Genomic DNA, 17,340 nt, shown 5'->3' with positions numbered 1-17,340 from the left:
ACTGTCACAGCAGCCCTCCGGGAATCCGAAGACGCAAACCATTGAGGTGAAAGAGGTTTGGCGATCTACTCCAGCGACCACTTCGCCCTGCCCCTGCCCGACTGGCACCGGTTCCCGATGGCCAAGTACGAGCGGCTCCGGGAGCGGGTCGAGCGGAGCGGGATCGTATCCCCGGGCTTGGTGCTGGAGCCGCCGGCCGCGACCGACGACCAGATCCGCCTGGCCCACGACGCCGACTACCTCCGCCGGGTCGTCTCCGGGACGCTCGGCGTCGAGGAGGCCCGGGCGCTGGGCTTCCCCTGGTCTCCGCAGCTGGTGGAGCGTTCCCGACGATCGGCCGGGGCGACCGTCGCCGCCGCCCGGGACGTGCTCGGCGGCGAGCCCTTCGGGGTCAACCTCGCCGGGGGTACCCACCACGCCGCCCCCGACCGCTGCGCCGGGTACTGCGTCTTCAACGACGCCGCCATCGCCGCCCGGGCGATGCAGCGCGAGGGGAGGGCCTCCCGGGTGCTGGTCGTCGACTGCGACGTCCACCACGGCGACGGCACCGCCCTGATCTTCGCCGAGGACCCGACCGTCTTCACCTTCTCGATCCACGGCGAGCGGAACTACCCCCTGCGCAAGCCCCCGGGCGACCTGGACCTGCCCCTGCCCGACGGCACCGGCGACGACGCCTACCTCGACGCCCTCTCCCGGGGTCTGGCCGAGGCCGTCGACCGCTCCCGGGCGGACCTGGCCTTCTACCTCGCCGGCGCCGACCCCTTCGAGTCCGACCGCCTCGGCCGGATGGCGATGACCAAGGCCGGGCTCGAAGCCCGGGACCGCCTCGTCTTCGAGGCCCTCGACCTCGCGGGGATCCCCGTCGCCGTGAGCATGGCCGGCGGCTACTCGGCCGACATCGACGACATCGTCGACATCCACTTCGCCACCGTCCGGCTGGCCGTCGATCGGCAGTCCCGACGGGCCCCCGCCGGGGTGTCCGGATGAGGGGCACCGAGGCGGCCCGATCGGGGCCGGTGCGCCAACGGTGCGCCCCGGCCGATCGACGTAACCGATTTCCAACTTGAGAGTTGCCGAATCCGAAATGGGTTCGCTCCGTCGAACCGCGCCGCCACGAGGCGGCCGCCCCGATCCCCGCCCCCGGCCGGCCGGGGGCTGGGCCCCCGGGCCCGTCTGAGGCTTCGCCGTCCGATGGCCGGGATCCGTCCCGGACGCGGCCGGTGCGCCGACCGAGGGCCCCGCGTATTCGGCGCAAATCATCTTAACGAAAGGATTTTCGAGATTCGAAATGGGTTCGCTCCGTCGAACCGCGCACCGAGGGGCCGAGGGCCCCGGTCGTGGTCGCGGTCGAGTCCGAGGCGTCGGCCCCCGCCAAGCCGGATCGACGGCGGGCGCACCGGGTCCGGCCCCGGGCCGAGGCCGGGAAGGATGCGGGCGGGGGTCGGACGAGGACCGGGGGACACTCGGCACGGGTCGGGCTCCGCGCAGGGCGAACGGGCGGGGCCGGGACGATGACCCCTCTCTCATAAGTATCGTGACCCGGGCCGAATCCAGTCACACGATCCGGGCGGGACGAATCGGGGAGGGCCGGGGCCCGCACCGGATTGCCCGCCCGGGACGACTCGCCTATAACCGAGGGCTCCCGAGAGGTCCGATCCATCCCAGGGAGCCACCCGATGCGTCACCGCCATCGACGAGGGATCGCCCGGTCGGGCGCCTCGATCCTGATCGTCTCGACCCTCCTGCTGTCCCTCGGTCGGGCGGAGGACGAGCCCGGGTTCACCCCCCTCTTCAACGGGGAGGACCTCACCGGCTGGCGATCGGGAGGGACGGACCTGGCCGGGGAGACGGAGGCCGATGGCGGCCGGTTCGTAGTCAAGGACGGCGTCCTCGTGGTCACCGGGTCGACGGAGACGCCTCCGATGATGACCGAGATCGACACGGTGGAGTCGTTCGACGGCGATTTCACGCTCCGCCTGGAGTTCCGCGCCTCCCGAGACGCGAACAGCGGCCTCCACCTCCGGGACAAGGAGTTCGCGCACCAGCTCCAGATCCGGGACTACCCCCGGGTCGGCCCGTACACGATGCTCGAGGACTACAGGGAGGGCGACTGGAACGCGATCGAGGTGGTCGTGACCGGCACGACGGCCCGATGCACCTGCAACGGCGAGTTGCTCGAGGCCGCGCTCAACGTGCCCGAGCGGGGTCCCCTCGCGCTGCAATCGGAACTCAACGTGGTCGAATATCGCAACATCCGGGTCAGGCGAGGGGGCTGACGCCGGGCCTCCCGGGTCGCCGCTCGGGCCGGCCGGGCGGCCGGCCGGGGTCGCGCCCCCGGACTCGAGGATTCCGCCCCCGACACGGAGACCGCTCATGAAGAACGTCCCGCTGCTGCTCGTCGCGCTGGCGTGCGCCCCGGTGGGGGCGACCGCCCGGGAGGTGACCCGGGATCTCCCCTATGTCTCCCCGGGGCACGAGCGCCAGGTGCTCGACGTCTACGCGCCGGAGGGTGCGAAGGATCTCCCCGTCGTGTTCTGGATCCACGGCGGGGGCTGGCAGGTCGGGGACAAGTCGGAGGTCCAGGTCAAGCCCCGGGCCTTCATGGACCGGGGGTTCGTGTTCGTCTCGACCAACTACCGGCTGCTGCCGGACGTGGACATGGGGACGATCGTCCGCGACATCGCCCGGGCGATCCGCTGGGTGCACGAGCACATCGCCGAGCACGGGGGGGATCCGGACCGGCTGCTGATCATGGGCCATTCGGCCGGGGCGCAACTGGCCGCGCTGGTCTGCACCGACGCGCGCTACCTGGAGGCCGAGGGTCTGTCGCCGGGCATCATCAAGGGGTGCGTGCCCGTCGACGGGGACACCTACGACGTGCCGGCGATCATCGAGACCGCGGAGACGCGCAACCGGGTCCATGGCCTGCCGCAGGCGACGTACGGCCACCGGGAGAAGTTCGGCGGCGACCCGGCGACGCATCGGGACCTCTCCGCGGTGACCCACGTCGCCGATGGCGAGGGGATCCCCCCGTTCCTGATCATGCACGTCGCCGGGCATCCCGACACGGGGGCCCAGGCCCGTCGGCTGGCGGACGTCTTGGAGGGTGCGGGGGTCCCGGTCCGGGTGTATGGGGCCCGGGAATCCACGCACAACAAGATCAACGCGGACATCGGCCTGCCGGACGACCCGGGCACGACGCTGCTGTTCGAGTTCGTCGACGAGGCGCTGACGCGATGAGGGGCGGTGCGGCCCGGGCGGGCGCCGGGACGCACCCGGGACGCACCCGGTGCGAGGACGGATCGATCCCCGCCGCTCAGGAGTCGCGCAAGAAGAAACTGGTGAAAATCCGGGAGTGGGTGGCCGGGGCCTCGTCCGCGAGACCCCGGCCGGGAGGCCATCGCACCGGGGTCTCGCGGACGAGATCCCGGCCACCCCGGCACGTGCCCCTCCAGATCTCCGATCAGGTTATCCTTGCGCGACTCCTGTCAGGCGAGGATGCCGGTGGCGACGTTGCCGGCGACGTCGGTGAGGCGGAAGTCCCGGCCGGCGTGGCGGTAGGTGAGGCGTTCGTGGTCGAGGCCGAGCAGGTGCAGCAGGGTGGCGTGGAGGTCGTGGATGTGGACCTTGTCCTCGACGGCGTAGTAGCCGTACTCGTCGGTGTTGCCGTAGCGGAAGCCGGGGCGGACGCCGCCCCCGGCGAGCCACATGGTGAAGCCCTCGGGGTTGTGGTCGCGGCCGTCGGTGCCCTGGGCGGTGGGGGTGCGGCCGAACTCGCCGCCCCAGAGGACGAGGGTGTCTTCGAGTAAGCCCCGGGCCTTCAGGTCGGTGAGCAGGCCGGCGATAGGGAGGTCGACCTCCCGGGCGTTCTTCTCGTGGCCGTTCTTCAGGTCGCCGTGCTGGTCCCACTGGACGTTGGTGTCGCTGTGGGTGACCTGGATGAAGCGGACCCCGCGCTCGGCGAAGCGCCGGGCGAGCAGGCACTGGCGGCCGAAGTCGGCGGTGGTGGGGTCGTCGAGGCCGTAGAGGCGGAGCGTGGCGGGGGACTCCCCGGCGAGGTCCTGGGCCTCGGGCATCTCGGTCTGCATGCGGAAGGCCAGCTCGAAGGAGTCGAGCCGGGCCTCCAGGGAAGGCTCGGGGCCGGTGCGGTCGAGGTGGTCGCCGTTCAGCTCGGCGAGCAGGTCGAGCTGGGCCCGCTGGACGGGCCGGGGGAAGCGGTCGTTGTCGATGTAGCGGACGCGGGCCTGGTCGGAGGAGACGCTGGCGTTGCCCAGCGGGGTTCCCTGGTAGGAGGCGGGGAGGAAGGCGCTGCTCCAGTTCAGCACGCCGCCGTGGGCGAGGGTGGGGCAGATGGTGAGGAAGCCGGGCAGGTTCCGGTTCTCGGTGCCGAGGCCGTAGGTGATCCAGGAGCCCATGCTCGGGCGGACGAAGGTGTCGCTGCCGGTGTGCAGCTTCAGCAGGGCCCCGCCGTGGGCGGCGTTGGTGCCGTACAGCGAGTGGATCATGCAGAGGTCGTCGACGTGCCGGGCGACGTTCGGGAACAGCGAGCTGACGGGCAGGCCGCTCTCGCCGTACCTCCGGAACTTCCAGGGGGAGGCGAGCAGGTTGCCGGTCTTGGCGAACTGGACGCGGGGCTTGTCGAACGGCAAGGGCTTGCCGTGGTCCCGGGTGAGCTGGGGCTTGGGGTCGAAGGTGTCGAGGTGGGAGGGCCCGCCCTTCATGAAGAGGAAGATGACGCGCTTCGCCCGGGCCTCGAAGTGCGGGGCCCGGGGGGCGAGCGGGTCGGCGGCGTCGGCCTCCGGGGGCCGGGCCCGGGCCTCGTCGGCGAGCAGGGCGGCGAGGGCGAGGTGGCCGAAGCCGACGGCGGAGGTCTTGAGGAGCTGGCGGCGGGTCGACAGGGGGGATGGCGATCGATCCATGGCGGGTCGGTCCTCCGGGTGGGATGGCTGGGGGCACCTGCCGGGGCGGCCTGATCCCCCGATGATCGATCGGGAGGGGGGGCGGGGTGGGGGTCGATGTCCGGGACGCGGGGCCGTTCGCGGTGTCCGCCCCCCTCACCCCGGCCCTCTCCCCCGAGGACGGGGGAGAGGGGGAGGGAGGCGTCTCCCGGGCCTCCGGACCGATCGGATGCAGGATCTAGCGGATGTAGACGAATTCGTCCGAGGCGAGGACCACCTGGCAGAGCGCCTGCCAGGCGTCGAGTCGGGTGGTGTCGTGGGCGTCGTCGAGTTCCCCGGCGAGACGGTCGAGGTAGGCCAGGGCGCGATCGGTCTCCTCGGCGGACGGGGGCCGGCCGTAGGCCCGCTCGTAGAGGATTCGGAGTCGGGCGGGGTCGTCGAGGTCGGCCCGGCCGAGCAGGTCGGCGGCGAGGTCGCCGGCGACGTCGAGCACGAGGCCGGAGTTCATCAGGAAGAGGGCCTGGGGGGCGACGGTGGTGGTGGCCCGGTCGCCGTCGGGGACGCTGGCGTCGGTGGAGTCGAAGAGCTGGAACAGGTCGTACAGGTGGTTGCGGACGACCGGCAGGTAGAGGGACCGCCGGGCCGAGTCGTAGTCGGTCACGTCCTTGGACGTGTGGTTGAAGAAATAATCGCGGTTCTCGACCGTGAGCAGCGAGCCGCCGACCGCGCGGTCGAGCGCGCCGGAGGCGGCGAGCAGGGCGTCCCGGATGGCCTCGGACTCCAGGCGACGGACGTTGGAGCGCCAGAGGAGGCGGTTCCCGGGGTCGACGGCGGCGGCCCGGGGGTCGTGGTCGCTGCCCATCCGGTAGGTGCTGGAATTCATGATCAGGCGATGCATCGACTTGATCGACCAGCCCTCGTCGGCGAACCGGAGGGCCAGCCAGTCGAGCAGCATCGGGTGGGAGGGGCTGCCGCCGAGGGCGCCGAAGTTGTCGGGGGTGTCGACGAGCCCCTCGCCGAAGTGCCAGCGCCAGATGCGGTTGACCATGACCCGGGCGGTGAGCGGGTGGCCCTCGTCGGCGATCCAGCGGGCGAGTTCGAGCCGGCCGCTGCGGTCGGGGGCGATGGTGGGGGGCTCGGGCCCGGCGAGCTGCTCGGGGACGCGACGGGGGACGAGGTCGCCGAGCGTCAGGTGGCTGCCCCGGATGTGGATCGGGATGTCTTCGGCCGTCCCCTCGGCGACCCCCATCGCGGCGGGCAGCTCGGGGGCCGATTCCTGGAGCGTGGCCAGCTCGGCCCGGAGGGCTTCGAGCCGGGCCTTCTCCTCGTCCGAGTAGAGCGATTCGGGCGTCTCGGGGAGGGTGAAGCCCTCGTCCCCCTCGGCCACGAGTCGGGCGTTGGCGGCCTCGGCGGCCGCCTCGATCTCGGCCTCCTTGGAGGCGACCCGGGCGTCGTGGGCTTCCTTGAGCCGGAGGTCCTCGGCGGTGGGGATCGGGTTCTCGTGCCACTTGGCGACGGTCTCGAAGGAGTCCATCGTCGTCGTGGACGTGAAGATGCCGGCCATCGCGTAGTAGTCGGCGGCGGTGATGGGGTCGAACTTGTGGTCGTGGCAGCGGGCGCAGCCGATCGTCAGGCCCAGGAAGGTGCGGCCGACGGTGTCGAGCTGCTCGTCGACGATGTCCATCTTCATCTTCACCTGGTCCGGCTCGGCCAGGACCTTCGGGCCGAGCGTGAGGAAGCCGGTGGCGATGAGCTGGGCGTGGCGTTCGGGGGCCGGGCCGGGGTCGGGCAGGAGGTCGCCGGCGAGCTGCTCGACGACGAACCGGTCGTAGGGGACGTCCCGGTTGAAGGCGTCGACGACGTAGTCCCGGTATCGCCAGGCGTGGCCGTGGGCGACGTTCTCGTCCAGGCCGTTGGAGTCGGCGTAGCGGGCGAGGTCGAGCCAGTGCCGGCCCCAGCGTTCGCCGTAGGCGGGGGAGGCGAGCAGCCGGTCGACGACCCGGGCGAAGGCGTCGGGCCGGTCGTCGTCGAGGAAGGCGGCCACCTCGTCGGGGGTGGGGGGGAGGCCGGTGAGGTCGAAGGAGACGCGGCGGATCAGGGTCCGGCGGTCGGCCTCGGGGGCGGGGGAGAGTCCGTTCTCCTCGAGCCGGGCCAGGACGAAGCGGTCGAGGTCGGATCGGGGCCACGTTTCGAGGTCGACCCGGGGGACCTCCGGCTCGGTCGGGGGGTGGAACGACCAGAGGGCCTCGGCCCGGGACGAGGCGTCGTCGGCCTCCGGGTCGTCGGCGGGGGGGCCGTCGGAGGCCCGGGGGTCGGGGGCCCCCATCTCGACCCATCGGGTGAGGTGCTCGATCACCCGGTCGGGGAGCTTGCCGGAGGGGGGCATGCGGAGCAGCTCGTCCTCGTAGCGGACGGCCTCCAGGAGCAGGCTGGCGTCGGGGTCCCCGGGGACGAGGGCCGGGCCGAGGGCACCTCCCCGGAGCAGGCCCTCCCGGGTGTCGAGCGCCAGGTCGCCCCGGAGGCGGGGGGCCTCGGCGGAGTGGCAGGAGTAGCAGTGCTCGACCAGCACGGGGCGGACGTTCGCCTCGAAGAAGTCCAGGGCGGCCTGGTCGGCCTGCGGGGCGGCGGGGGCCGCCGCGGAGGGCAGGACGGCGCCCAGGGCGGTGCCGAGGACCATCGCCAGCCGCCTCGGGACGGCGCCGAGGGCTCGGACCGGCGCGGGGGCATCGATGCGCGATCGGATCATGGGAACTCCTTCGATCAGTGCGATGCGATGGCCCGACCGGCCTCCGTCGCGGCCGGGCCGTCCCGGGTGCCGAGGATCTCCCCGATCGCCTCCAGGAGCCGCTGGACGTCGCCCATCCGATTATAACCGTGAATGGCCACGCGAAGCCTCCCCGCCTGGGACATGAGGTGGATCCCCCGGGCGAGCAGGCCCCGGTGGATCTCGTCGGCCCGGTCGTGGCGGAAGGCCAGGATCCCGGCCAGCCGCCCCGGCCGGCTCGGGGTGAGCAGCTCGACGGGGAGGCCCCGGAGGCCGTCGAGGCAGGCGTCGACGAGCGGGCCGGCGGCCTCGGCGATCCGGTCGACGCCGACGCCGGAGACGTACTCCAGGGCGGCCCGGAGCGCGTAGATCGCGGGGAAATTCGGCATGCCGACGGCGAAGCTCGGGGCCCCGGGCCGGCTGACGGCCGCCTCGAACCGACCCGGGCCGAAGGCGTCTTCCAGGTGGAACCAGCCGCCGGCGGGGACGGTCCACTCCCTCGCCCGGGCCGAGGGGACGCCGACGATCCCGCCGCCGTGGCCGGCGAGGATCCACTTGTGGGTGCTGCTGACGACCAGGTCGACGCCGTCGAGCGCCAGCGGGATCCGGCCGAGGGCCTGGGTGACGTCGAGCGCCAGCAACGCCGGGCTGCGGGCCCGGACGGCCGAGACGACCTCCTCGAGCGGCAGCACGAAGCCGTTGTAGAAGCTGACGAGCGAGGCGGTGACCAGCCGGGTCCGGGGGCCGAGCAGCGGGATCAGGTCGTCGACGTGCAGGGCGCCGTCGCGGGATCGCCAGAGCTTCGCGGAGGCGGGGCAGTCGGCCTGGAGCCAGGGGGTGGCGCCCGCGGGGAAGTCGAGGTCGTTGATGACGACCTCGTCGCCGGGCCGGAGCCGGAGCGCCATCGCGGCGAGGTTGTACGCCTCGGAGGAGCAGGAGCAGAGGGCCACCTCGTCGGCGGAGAGGCCGATCAGCCCGGCCGCCAGGCGCCGGGCCTCCTCCCACTGGGCGAAGTGCCGGGGGCGGCCGTCCATGCCAAGCTGCTTGTCCCGGAAGTACTGCCCGAGCGCCTCGCCGACCGCCAGGGGGGGGATCCCCTCGGCGGCGGTGTTCAGGTAGGTCATCCCCTCCAGGGACGGGAAGGACGCGCGGCGGGCATCGTCGGTGAGCATCGATCGCCTCCCTTCCGCCGGGTGCGCGGCGGGCTGGCCGGGGCGGGCCGGGCCCGACGGCGGTCGGGCCCGGGGACCCCGATCTTACTCGGCGGGGAGGTCGAAGTTGAGCTCGTTGGATCCCTCCTCGACCTCGGCGGTCAGGCCGGAGGTGTCCGCGAGCTGGTACTTCGGCGGGATGAGCGGGACCGCGGCCTGGTTGGCCCGGATGACGTCCATCTGGTTCCCGACCCCGCCGCCGGCATTGGCGAGCACCTCGGAGTCGTCGACCGCCACCGCCATCACCGAGACCTTGTACGACCCGGCCAGGGCGCCGTCGTCCGGGTCGACGGTGGTCAGCTCATACGCCCCGTCCCGGATCTCCCCGGAGGCGGGCCGGCCCTCGGGGGCCGTCGGCGTGAAGGTGATCCGCCCGCGTTCGAGGGGCTCGCCTTTATGGGAGACGGTCCCGTAGACGGGGTGCCGTCGGCCGTAGCCGTCGTCCCCGCAGCCGGCCATCGCCGGCGGGATCAGGAGGGCGAGGAGGGGGAGGAAGCCCAGTCGGGCTCGGGGGGACAGGGACATGGATTCGTGCTCCCGGGGCGATCGAAGGCGAGGAACGACTTCGACCCCGCCGCCGGGGGCGAGGTCGAGTGGTCGCCGATTGCTGGGTCCGGATGTCGGCGGTCGGGGGCCGGGCGGGCGACGCCCGATCGGGGTCCGGAGGCCCCCGAGGGCTGGGCCGTGGCGGCCCGGCGATGACGCGAGGCCGCCTGTCCGGGGTCGAGGACGACCGCCCCCCCGGCGCCGGGCCGGGGGGGCGGGGGATGGTCAGTACTGGTCGGCGGAGACGACCTCGCCGCCGTTGCGGCTCCCGAGGGCGTTGTAGACGACGTTGTTGACGGTCTCCTTGAGGAACTTCACCGAGCCGTCGGCGAACAGGAAATTGGCGCCGCCGGGGTGCTGGCTCTTGAAGCCCTTGGCCGCGGCGGAGAATCGGCAGCCGAGCGGGGCGGTGGCATTCTCCCAGCGCTGGTTGCAGTCGGCCGCGTCGGCCGGATAGGAGTTCGAGTCCCAGTTCATGGGGACGGTGGTGCCGGCGGAACCGCCATTGGTGACGTAGAAGGCGCTGTTGGCCGTCTGCTCGGGCAGGACCTCGCCCACGATGATCGTGTTGCTGGTGCCGTCCCGGGTGCTGGCGATGTTGGCGACCTGGGCGGTGCCGTAGTCGAAGAAGCCGCGGAGCTTGCCCGCGCCGAGGGTGAAGCCGTCGGGGAGCCCGCGATTGGTGCCCCAGTAGCCGTGGTGGCCGAAGCGGGGGGTGCCGGGCGGGGGGGTGACGGTGGGGGGCGTCTCCCAGGGCAGGCCGCCGTTGAGCGGGCCGCCGGCGTAGTTGTCGCCGAAGCTGCCGGCGTAGTTCGACACCGAGACGACCTGGGCCGGCTGGCCGGTGGCCCGGTCGATCGGCGGGGAGCTCTGGGTGAACTGGCCGGTGGCGTTGGTGGCCGAGCCCAGCGGGCGGAAGCCGCCGCCGTTCTCGCCGTCGGAGGGGCAGAGGAAGGTGGCCGGGACGGTCATCCACATGGTGAAGCCGGCGCCGGCGTCATAGGCGTTCGTGCCGCCCCGGGGGTTGACGCTTAGGTTAATTGCGGCGTACAGGGGCCCCTGCTCCATGTGCGGCAGCAAGAGCGCCCGCCAGGTGAGGCAGCTCTCCCGGGCCCAGTCGCTGCGGCTGGTCGAGACGCCGCCGAGCGGGAACGAGCCGTTGGTGTCGTGGTAGTTGTGCAGGGCGATGCCGAGCTGCTTCAGGTTGTTGGTGCACTGGGCGCGCCGGGCGGCCTCCCGGGCGCTCTGCACGGCCGGCAGCAGCAGGGCGATGAGCACGCCGATGATGGCGATGACCACCAGCAACTCGATCAGCGTGAACGCCGAAGTCGTTCGGGGACCTCGACGAACTTCCCCTAAGGTCGCACGCATCGGGATATCTCCTCGGTCGCGACGTGGATGGACGAGAGCGCTCGAGACGGTCGATCACCCCCGGGGCGGCACGGGCCGACCCGGGGCGAGGCCGGCGTCCGGGCCGATCGTCGCCGCCCGGGGGCGGGGACGCGACCGGGCGACGGCCCCGGGCCCACTCGGGCCGGGCGGGACGATCTCGGCGATCCCCGGGGCGGGGCCGCCTCGGGGTCTTGGGGGGAGTACCGCGGGCTGGAGAGGTCGGTTGGCGGTCGGGGCGACCCCGGTCCCGGGAGGAGCGGGACGGGGCCTCAACCGGTCCCCGCCTCGGGAGGAGGCCGGGGATCCCGGAGTGCCGGGCTTAAACAAGGGTGAAACCAGGCGACGGCCAGGATGCGTCAGGAATGGCGACATGTCAAGCAGAAAGTCCATCGAGATGCGAGGCCCCATCGGTCCGAGTCCCATCGCGAGTCGCCCGCCCCGCCGATCCGCCGCTTCCTCCCCGAGGCCGGCCCCGGGGGCCCGCGTCGGGCCCCGTCGATCGCGCCGGGGCTCCCTTCCCCGGGCCGGGGCCGATGATAAGCTGGAGAGCCGTCGGGGGTCGTGGAGTCCGGACGAGTCCAGGGCGGGGCGATCACGCTAATGAAGAGGCGTCGAAACCGGTCGAGTTGGGCCGGCTTGCTCGCGGGAATCGCGCTGGCCCCGGCGATCGGGGCCGGATGCTCGGGCTCGGGACCCGGGGTGGAGCCGGTGGGCCTGGACCGGCTCCGGGGCCGGGGGGCGGGGGCGACCCAGCCGGCCGAGGACGAGATCCGGGGCCTCGGGGGCATCCTGGACTACGACCTCGGGCGGCCCGGGCGGCCCGTCGTCGGCGTGAAGTTCGGCCCGCTCTACGGCTCCGGCAAGACGGTCACCGACGCGAGCCTCGCCCGGCTCCCCGAGCTGACCGAACTGCGGTCGATCCTGATCCAGGAGGCGGAGGTCACCGACGAGGGGATCCGGGTGGTCGAGGCGCTGCCGGGGCTGGAGGCCCTCACCCTGGCCCGGACGGCGATCACCGACGAGGGCCTCCGGTCGCTGGAGGGCCTGACCGGCCTCCGGGCCCTCGACCTGACCGAGACGGCGATCACCGACGAGGGGCTCTTCCACCTCCAGGGGCTGACGAACCTAGAGATGCTCAGCCTGGGCAAGACCCGGATCACCGGGGAGGGGCTGGCCTACCTCGAGGGGATGGTCCGGTTGGAGGCGCTCCTGCTGGACGAGACGGGGGTCGACGACGCGTCGCTGGCCCACCTCGTGGGGCTCCCCGAGCTGTCGAGCCTGAACCTGTCGGGCACGGCGATCGGCGACGAGGGCTTGGAGCACGTCGCCCGGATGGAGGCGATCCGCACGATGAGCCTGAGCAACACCCGGATCACCGACGCCGGGCTCGAACGGCTGGCCGGGCTCCCCCTGCTGGAATTCCTGACCCTGGGCGGGACCCGGGTGACGGCCGGGGGGTTCGACGAGTTCCACCGGCGGAGGCCGGACATCCGCCTCGAACGCTGAGCGGGCCGGCCGGCCCGCCCCGGGCCGGGGCCGGGCCGGCCGGGGCCGGTCAGGGGTCCGGGGTCCCCGGCCCGCCGGACCGGACGAGCTTCCAGGCGTCCGACTCCATGTTATTGCCGGCGACCATCCAGAGCGCACCGTCGAAGACGAAGGCGCTGGCGGCGTGGCGGGGGGCCCAGGGGGTATCGGGCACCTCGTACCAGTTGACCCCGTCGTCGGAGTACCAGGCGTCGTTGCGGTTCTGCCCGGAGTAGCCTTCCAGGACCCAGAGGCGGCCGTCGAAGGCGGCGACCTCGTGGTACTGCCGGGGCGCCCAGGGGGCGTGCGCGACGTGTCGCCTCCAGCGGGCGCCGTCGGCGCTGCTCCAGACGTCATTGAAGAACTGGCGGGTGGGGGTGGTCGGCGTGTCGTAAGTGCCCCCGCCGAGGATCCAGATCCGGTCGTCGAGGACCGCGGCGCCGCCGATCATCCCCCGGGGGGACCAGGTCGGCCCCTCGGGTTCGACCCGCTCCCAGTGCAGGCCGTCGGCCGAGTCCCAGACGTCCCCGTGGAAGACCTCCTCCGACGGGGCGAAGCCGGGCATCGTCTGGCCGCCGAGGACCCAGATCCGGTCCTCGAAGGCGACCGTGTGGTGCAGGGCCCGGGGCCCCCAGGGGACCGGGGAGTCGGGGTTGACCAGGCTCCAGGAACGGCCGTCGGCCGAGCTCCAGACGTCGGACTGGTAGTGCCCCTGGTTCACGTCGCCGCCGACGATCCACAGCTTGCCCCGGTGCACGACGTATCCGGCCGTGTGGCGGCCCTCCCAGTCGCCTCGGGGGTCGAAGGCGTCGTCGAGGAAGGTGTTGGGCTTCTCCAGGACCCACTCGGCGCCGTCGGCGCTGCTCCAGACCTCGTTGTTGCAGATCCGGGGGAAGTGCTCCTTGTCGCCGGGGTTCCAGCCGCCGAGCAGCCACATCCGACCCCGATGGACGAGGGCCCCGGCGCCGTCCCTCGGGGCGAAGGCCGCCCGGGGAGAGACGTTCACCCACCGGTAATCCCGGACCTCGCGAGAGGGCACGATCGCCAGGGGGGGCGAGACGGCCGGGGGTCGTTCGGCGTCGGCCGGGGCGATCCGGAGGCGGCAGGCGTCCGAGCGGAGGTCGGGGACCTCCCAGGTGAACCGGCCGGCGTCGGCGGGGACGTCGGCGATCGGGGCCCAGGTCGCGCCATCGTCCGGGGAGTACGAGAGCGAGACGGTCGAACCGGGCAGGAGCCCCGAGACCTCCCAGGAGAGGACGTGCGCGCTGCCGACGCACCAGGACTCGCCGCCGACCGGGGAGGTCCAGGCGAGTCCCCGGGCCGGCTCACCTCCTTCGGGCCCGGGAGCGGCGGGGAGTGGCACGAGGGCCGAGAGGGCCAGGGCGATCGGGAGCACGGTCGGGTCCTCCGGGACGAGGGCTCAGGGGGCGGGGGACGGGGCGGGCTTCCGGCGGTCGACGACCGATCGGTTCGGGTCGAGCCCGAGCCAGCAGAGGCCGCCCGCGAGGTAGACCCCGGCGAAGAGATAGAGGACGAGTTCCCAGGGGGCCCCGGTGCTGGAGATCGCCTCGAAGAGCAGGCCGACGACGACCGGGCAGGCGATCGCGCCGATGTTCCCGCACATATTCATGATGGCGAAGACCAGGGCGCCCCGGCCGCCGGAGATGTCCATGGCGGCGGCCCAGGTGGCGGGCCCGGTGAGGCCGAAGAACAGCGTCCCGCCGGTGATGAGGGCGACGGCGGCGATCGGGTCGGTGACGAAGGCGGCGGCCAGGTTCGCCAGGCTGCAGACGAGCAGGGCGGCGGCGGAGAGCCCGGATCGGCTCAGCCAGGCGCTCCGGGTCCGGGCGAGGATCGCGTCGACGAGCCAGCCGCCGAGGAAGCTGCCCACGACCACGCCGATCAGCGGCCCCATCGTCAGCAACCCCGCGTCCTCCAGGCGGAGCCCCCGGGCCCGCTCCAGGTAGGCGGGGAACCACGTGACGAAGAAGGCATACCCGAACGCCCGGAAGAACCCCTGGCCGCAGAAGGCCCACATGTTGGGGCTCAGGAGCATGCTCCACATGGCCTCGAACGTCGAGGGGATCGGGCCGCCGGGCTTCCGGCCGACCGGGTCGGGGGGCGGCTCGTCGTCGCCGATCAACTCCCGGCCGGGCTCGACCTTCCAGTCCCCCCGGATCAGCAACAGCTCCTCCCGGTTGGTGCCGGGATGGTCCTCGGGGCGGTCGCGGAACCAGAGCAGGAAGGCGACGGCCCAGGCGATCCCCAGGGCCGAGAAGGCGACGAAGACCCATCGCCAGCCGATCTCGGGGATGAGGATCACCGTGACGCCGCTGGCCAGGGCCGCCCCGACGGACATGCAGGCGGTGGGGACCGCGCCGGCGATCCCCCGGCGCTCGACCGGGAACCACGCGGTGATCACCTTCACCGAGATCGGGAACAGCCCACCCTGGGCGACCCCCGCCGCGACCCGGGTCCACCAGAGCGCCTGCGCCGAATCGGCCAGCGCCGATCCGATGGTGGCGACCGACCACAGGAGGCTCAAGACCGCCAGGCCCCGCCTCGCCCCGATCCGGTCGCCCAGCCACCCGCCGGGCACCTGGGCCCAGAGGTACCCGAGGAAGAACCCGCCGAGGACGTTGCCCATCTGCAGGTCGTCGAGCCCCATTTCCCCCTGGATCGTCGAGGCGGCGGGCGCGAGGCAGACCCGGGTCAGGTACGAGATGATCGCCGCGAGGGCCAGGGCCAGGAGCACGAGGTACCGGACCCGGGTGGGGCGGCCGGCGGGGGATTCGTCGCCCCACCCCGCCCCCTGCCCCGGGCTCGGGTCGTCTTGGGTCGTGATCGGTCACCTCCGCGAGGTCGGCCGGACGGGGCCCGGGTCGTCGGGGAAGTTCCCGACGCCGCCGGGCGTCGCAGGACGGATCGTGCTCCGGGGGCGGGGCGAAGTCAAGCGCCCGAGGCCGACCGCCGTCGCGAGGGGGCGCCCGATCAGGGCGAGGGGAATTCCGGTGAGGACTCGGCCGGATCGTCCCCGGCCTCGGCCTCGTCGAGCTGATGCCGAAGCTCGGCGATCGTCTCGTTGAGCGCGGCGACCTCGTCCCGGAGGGCGGCGTTCTGGGCCTCCAGGGATGCTCGGATCGCGGAGGGGTCCTCCTCCGGGGCCGAACCGGCGGCCTCGCCGGATTGATCGGCGATCTCCCGGGCGCGGGGGAACTCGGCCAGGGCCCGGGCATGATTCGCTTCCATCGCCGCTCGCTGCGCCTGATCGAGCGCGAGGCTGGTGCGGCGCTGGTGCTGGTAGGCGAGGAAACCGCCCCCGACGTGCGCGGCGACGAGCAGCAGGAGCATCAGGGTGCCGAGGCCGGGGCCGTCCGGACCGCCGCCTCGGTCGGCGGGGTCGTAGCTGGAGGTCATCGATCGGTCCTCCGGGGTTTGGCGACACCGAACGATCGGCACGGGCCGGACACCCCGATCATCGCCGGGCCGTCCGCCGGACGCCAGCGTCGATTCGACATCACGCCTCTCGGTGCCGGATCGCTCGACGGGGATAGATCGGGCGGCTATGCTGGCGGCATGCGAGCCCGCCGGCCGATCGAGACGAAGCGAGACGAGTCGGCCCCGCCCGAATCGCCCCCTCCCAACCGACGAATCCAGCCATGCCGATGGACGCCACCACCCCCGCCCGATCGAAGCCCGAGTACCGCCTGGACCGCAGCCATGCGGAGTTCGTCCGCGCGGGCAAGGTCATCCCCGGCGGGGTGAACAGCCCGGCCCGGGCCTTCGGCGCGGTGGGTGGAGAGCCCCCGTTCATGGAACGGGCCGAGGGGGCCTACCTCTTCGACATCGACGGGAATCAATACATCGACTACATCGGCTCCTGGGGGCCGATGATCCTCGGCCACTGCCGCCCGGAGGTGAACGCGGCGGTGGCGGAGGCGCTGGCGAAGTCGTCCAGCTTCGGGGCGCCGACGGTGAGGGAGGCGGAGATCGCCGAGGAGGTGGCCGGGGCGGTGCCGTCGATCGAGATGGTCCGGTTCGTCTCGTCGGGGACCGAGGCGGCGATGTCGGCCGTCCGGGTGGCCCGGGGGGTGACGGGGCGGAATAAAATCATCAAGATGATCGGGCATTATCACGGCCACGTGGACGCGCTGCTCGTCTCGGCCGGGTCGGCGGTGGCGACCCTCGGCCACCCGAACAGCCCCGGCGTCACCCCCGGGGCCGCCGCCGACACGGTCCTCTGCCCGTTCAACGACGCCGAGGCCGTGGCCGACGCCTTCCGGCGCTTCCCCGGCGAGGTCGCCGCCGTGCTGCTGGAACCGGTCGCCGGCAACATGGGATGCGTGCCGCCGAAGCCCGGCTACCTGGAAGCCCTCCGGGAGCTGACCCGCAAGGAGGGGGCCCTGCTCTTCTTCGACGAGGTGATGACCGGCTTCCGGCTGGCCTTCGGCGGGGCGCAGGAGCACTTCGGCGTCACCCCGGACGTGACCTGCCTGGGCAAGATCATCGGCGGCGGCCTGCCGGCGGCGGCCTACGGGGCCTCGACGGCGGTGATGACCCACGTCTCCCCCGTCGGGCCGATTTTCCAGGCCGGGACCCTCTCCGGCAACCCGCTGGCGATGGCCGCCGGCCTGACCACGCTCCGCCTGCTCAAGCGAGAGAGCCCCTACGCCCACCTCGATCGGATCACCGAGCGGTTGGAGGACGGCCTCCGCCGCGCCGGCACCGACGCGAAGGTGCCGCACTGCGTCCAGCGGGTGGGGAGCATGATCACCCTCTTCTTCGCCGAGGGCCCGGTCCACGACTTCGACGACGCGAGGCGCTCCGACACGGCCCTCTTCGGCCGGTTCTTCTGGGAGTTGCTGGCCCGGGGCGTCTACTTCCCGTGCAGCCAGTTCGAGGCGGCGTTCCTCTCGGCGGCCCACACCAAGGCGGACATCGACCACACGATCGAGGCCGCCCGGGAGGCGTTGAAGGCCGCCATCGCGTGACCGGGCGCCGGACG

13 protein-coding genes are annotated in these 17,340 nt (G+C 72.9%); 5 read left to right on the top strand and 8 right to left on the bottom strand.

The window, feature by feature from the left end; all coding sequences use genetic code 11:
- Positions 1 to 57: 57 nt before the first annotated feature.
- From ElP_RS15620 to ElP_RS15610, 3 genes are all read left to right on the top strand, one after another.
- Positions 58 to 987 (top strand): histone deacetylase family protein, encoded by a 930-nt coding sequence (locus ElP_RS15620; protein ID WP_145270812.1) that lies wholly within the window; start codon positions 58 to 60, stop codon positions 985 to 987.
- A 689-nt stretch (positions 988 to 1,676) separates the two neighbouring features.
- Positions 1,677 to 2,276 (top strand): 3-keto-disaccharide hydrolase, encoded by a 600-nt coding sequence (locus ElP_RS15615; protein WP_145270810.1) that lies wholly within the window; start codon positions 1,677 to 1,679, stop codon positions 2,274 to 2,276.
- Between the two features lie 97 nt (positions 2,277 to 2,373).
- A complete protein-coding gene (locus ElP_RS15610; protein ID WP_145270808.1) occupies positions 2,374 to 3,240 on the top strand; it encodes an alpha/beta hydrolase in 867 nt (288 codons plus the stop codon).
- Positions 3,241 to 3,488: 248 nt separating this feature from the next.
- Here the strand turns inward: ElP_RS15610 and ElP_RS15605 are convergent, their stop codons facing one another.
- The 5 genes from ElP_RS15605 to ElP_RS15585 all read right to left on the bottom strand — a co-directional run bounded on the left by ElP_RS15605 (position 3,489) and on the right by ElP_RS15585 (position 10,790).
- Complete coding sequence (locus ElP_RS15605; RefSeq protein WP_145270806.1) at positions 3,489 to 4,919, bottom strand: DUF1501 domain-containing protein; 1,431 nt, start codon at positions 4,917 to 4,919, stop codon at positions 3,489 to 3,491.
- Between the two features lie 217 nt (positions 4,920 to 5,136).
- On the bottom strand, positions 5,137 to 7,644 hold the full coding sequence (locus ElP_RS15600) for a PSD1 and planctomycete cytochrome C domain-containing protein (RefSeq protein WP_145270804.1): 2,508 nt from the start codon (positions 7,642 to 7,644) through the stop codon (positions 5,137 to 5,139).
- A 14-nt stretch (positions 7,645 to 7,658) separates the two neighbouring features.
- The gene (locus ElP_RS15595) at positions 7,659 to 8,834 is read right to left on the bottom strand and encodes an aminotransferase class V-fold PLP-dependent enzyme (RefSeq protein WP_145270802.1); all 1,176 of its coding nucleotides are present in this window, start codon (positions 8,832 to 8,834) and stop codon (positions 7,659 to 7,661) included.
- 84 nt (positions 8,835 to 8,918) lie between these two features.
- Complete coding sequence (locus tag ElP_RS15590; RefSeq protein ID WP_145270800.1) at positions 8,919 to 9,398, bottom strand: hypothetical protein; 480 nt, start codon at positions 9,396 to 9,398, stop codon at positions 8,919 to 8,921.
- Between the two features lie 246 nt (positions 9,399 to 9,644).
- Complete coding sequence (locus ElP_RS15585) at positions 9,645 to 10,790, bottom strand: DUF1559 domain-containing protein (RefSeq protein WP_145270798.1); 1,146 nt, start codon at positions 10,788 to 10,790, stop codon at positions 9,645 to 9,647.
- Positions 10,791 to 11,447: 657 nt separating this feature from the next.
- Here ElP_RS15585 and ElP_RS15580 point away from each other — a divergent pair.
- Positions 11,448 to 12,317: a leucine-rich repeat domain-containing protein gene (locus tag ElP_RS15580; RefSeq protein WP_145270796.1), complete on the top strand. Its 870-nt coding sequence runs from the start codon at positions 11,448 to 11,450 to the stop codon at positions 12,315 to 12,317.
- A 49-nt stretch (positions 12,318 to 12,366) separates the two neighbouring features.
- On the opposite strand, the gene ElP_RS15575 is transcribed toward ElP_RS15580, so the two are convergent.
- From ElP_RS15575 to ElP_RS15565, 3 genes are all read right to left on the bottom strand, one after another.
- A complete protein-coding gene (locus ElP_RS15575) occupies positions 12,367 to 13,731 on the bottom strand; it encodes a Kelch repeat-containing protein (protein WP_145270794.1) in 1,365 nt (454 codons plus the stop codon).
- A 24-nt stretch (positions 13,732 to 13,755) separates the two neighbouring features.
- Entirely contained in the window at positions 13,756 to 15,090 is a 1,335-nt protein-coding gene (locus ElP_RS15570; protein ID WP_261344436.1) for an MFS transporter, read from the bottom strand.
- 236 nt (positions 15,091 to 15,326) lie between these two features.
- On the bottom strand, positions 15,327 to 15,752 hold the full coding sequence (locus tag ElP_RS15565) for a hypothetical protein (protein ID WP_145270792.1): 426 nt from the start codon (positions 15,750 to 15,752) through the stop codon (positions 15,327 to 15,329).
- A gap of 248 nt (positions 15,753 to 16,000) precedes the next feature.
- On the opposite strand from ElP_RS15565, the gene hemL reads away from it, so the two are divergent.
- Positions 16,001 to 17,326 carry a glutamate-1-semialdehyde 2,1-aminomutase gene (gene hemL, locus ElP_RS15560; RefSeq protein ID WP_145278463.1) on the top strand — a complete coding sequence of 442 codons (1,326 nt, stop codon included), beginning with the start codon at positions 16,001 to 16,003 and terminating at the stop codon, positions 17,324 to 17,326.
- The last annotated feature ends 14 nt before the right edge of the window (positions 17,327 to 17,340 follow it).

This window comes from Tautonia plasticadhaerens, assembly GCF_007752535.1.
Taxonomy (GTDB): domain Bacteria; phylum Planctomycetota; class Planctomycetia; order Isosphaerales; family Isosphaeraceae; genus Tautonia; species Tautonia plasticadhaerens.
The sequence above is the reverse complement of the archived record's forward strand: the minus strand, read 5'-3'. Positions and strand labels throughout refer to the sequence as shown.

Coding starts and splice junctions, on each gene's coding strand:
- ElP_RS15615 (WP_145270810.1), top strand. CDS start 1,677: ATGCGTCACCGCCATCGACGAGGGATCGCCCGGTCGGGCGCCTCGATC.
- ElP_RS15610 (WP_145270808.1), top strand. CDS start 2,374: ATGAAGAACGTCCCGCTGCTGCTCGTCGCGCTGGCGTGCGCCCCGGTG.
- ElP_RS15605 (WP_145270806.1), bottom strand. CDS start 4,919: ATGGATCGATCGCCATCCCCCCTGTCGACCCGCCGCCAGCTCCTCAAG.
- ElP_RS15600 (WP_145270804.1), bottom strand. CDS start 7,644: ATGATCCGATCGCGCATCGATGCCCCCGCGCCGGTCCGAGCCCTCGGC.
- ElP_RS15595 (WP_145270802.1), bottom strand. CDS start 8,834: ATGCTCACCGACGATGCCCGCCGCGCGTCCTTCCCGTCCCTGGAGGGG.
- ElP_RS15590 (WP_145270800.1), bottom strand. CDS start 9,398: ATGTCCCTGTCCCCCCGAGCCCGACTGGGCTTCCTCCCCCTCCTCGCC.
- ElP_RS15585 (WP_145270798.1), bottom strand. CDS start 10,790: ATGCGTGCGACCTTAGGGGAAGTTCGTCGAGGTCCCCGAACGACTTCG.
- ElP_RS15565 (WP_145270792.1), bottom strand. CDS start 15,752: ATGACCTCCAGCTACGACCCCGCCGACCGAGGCGGCGGTCCGGACGGC.
- hemL (WP_145278463.1), top strand. CDS start 16,001: ATGGACGCCACCACCCCCGCCCGATCGAAGCCCGAGTACCGCCTGGAC.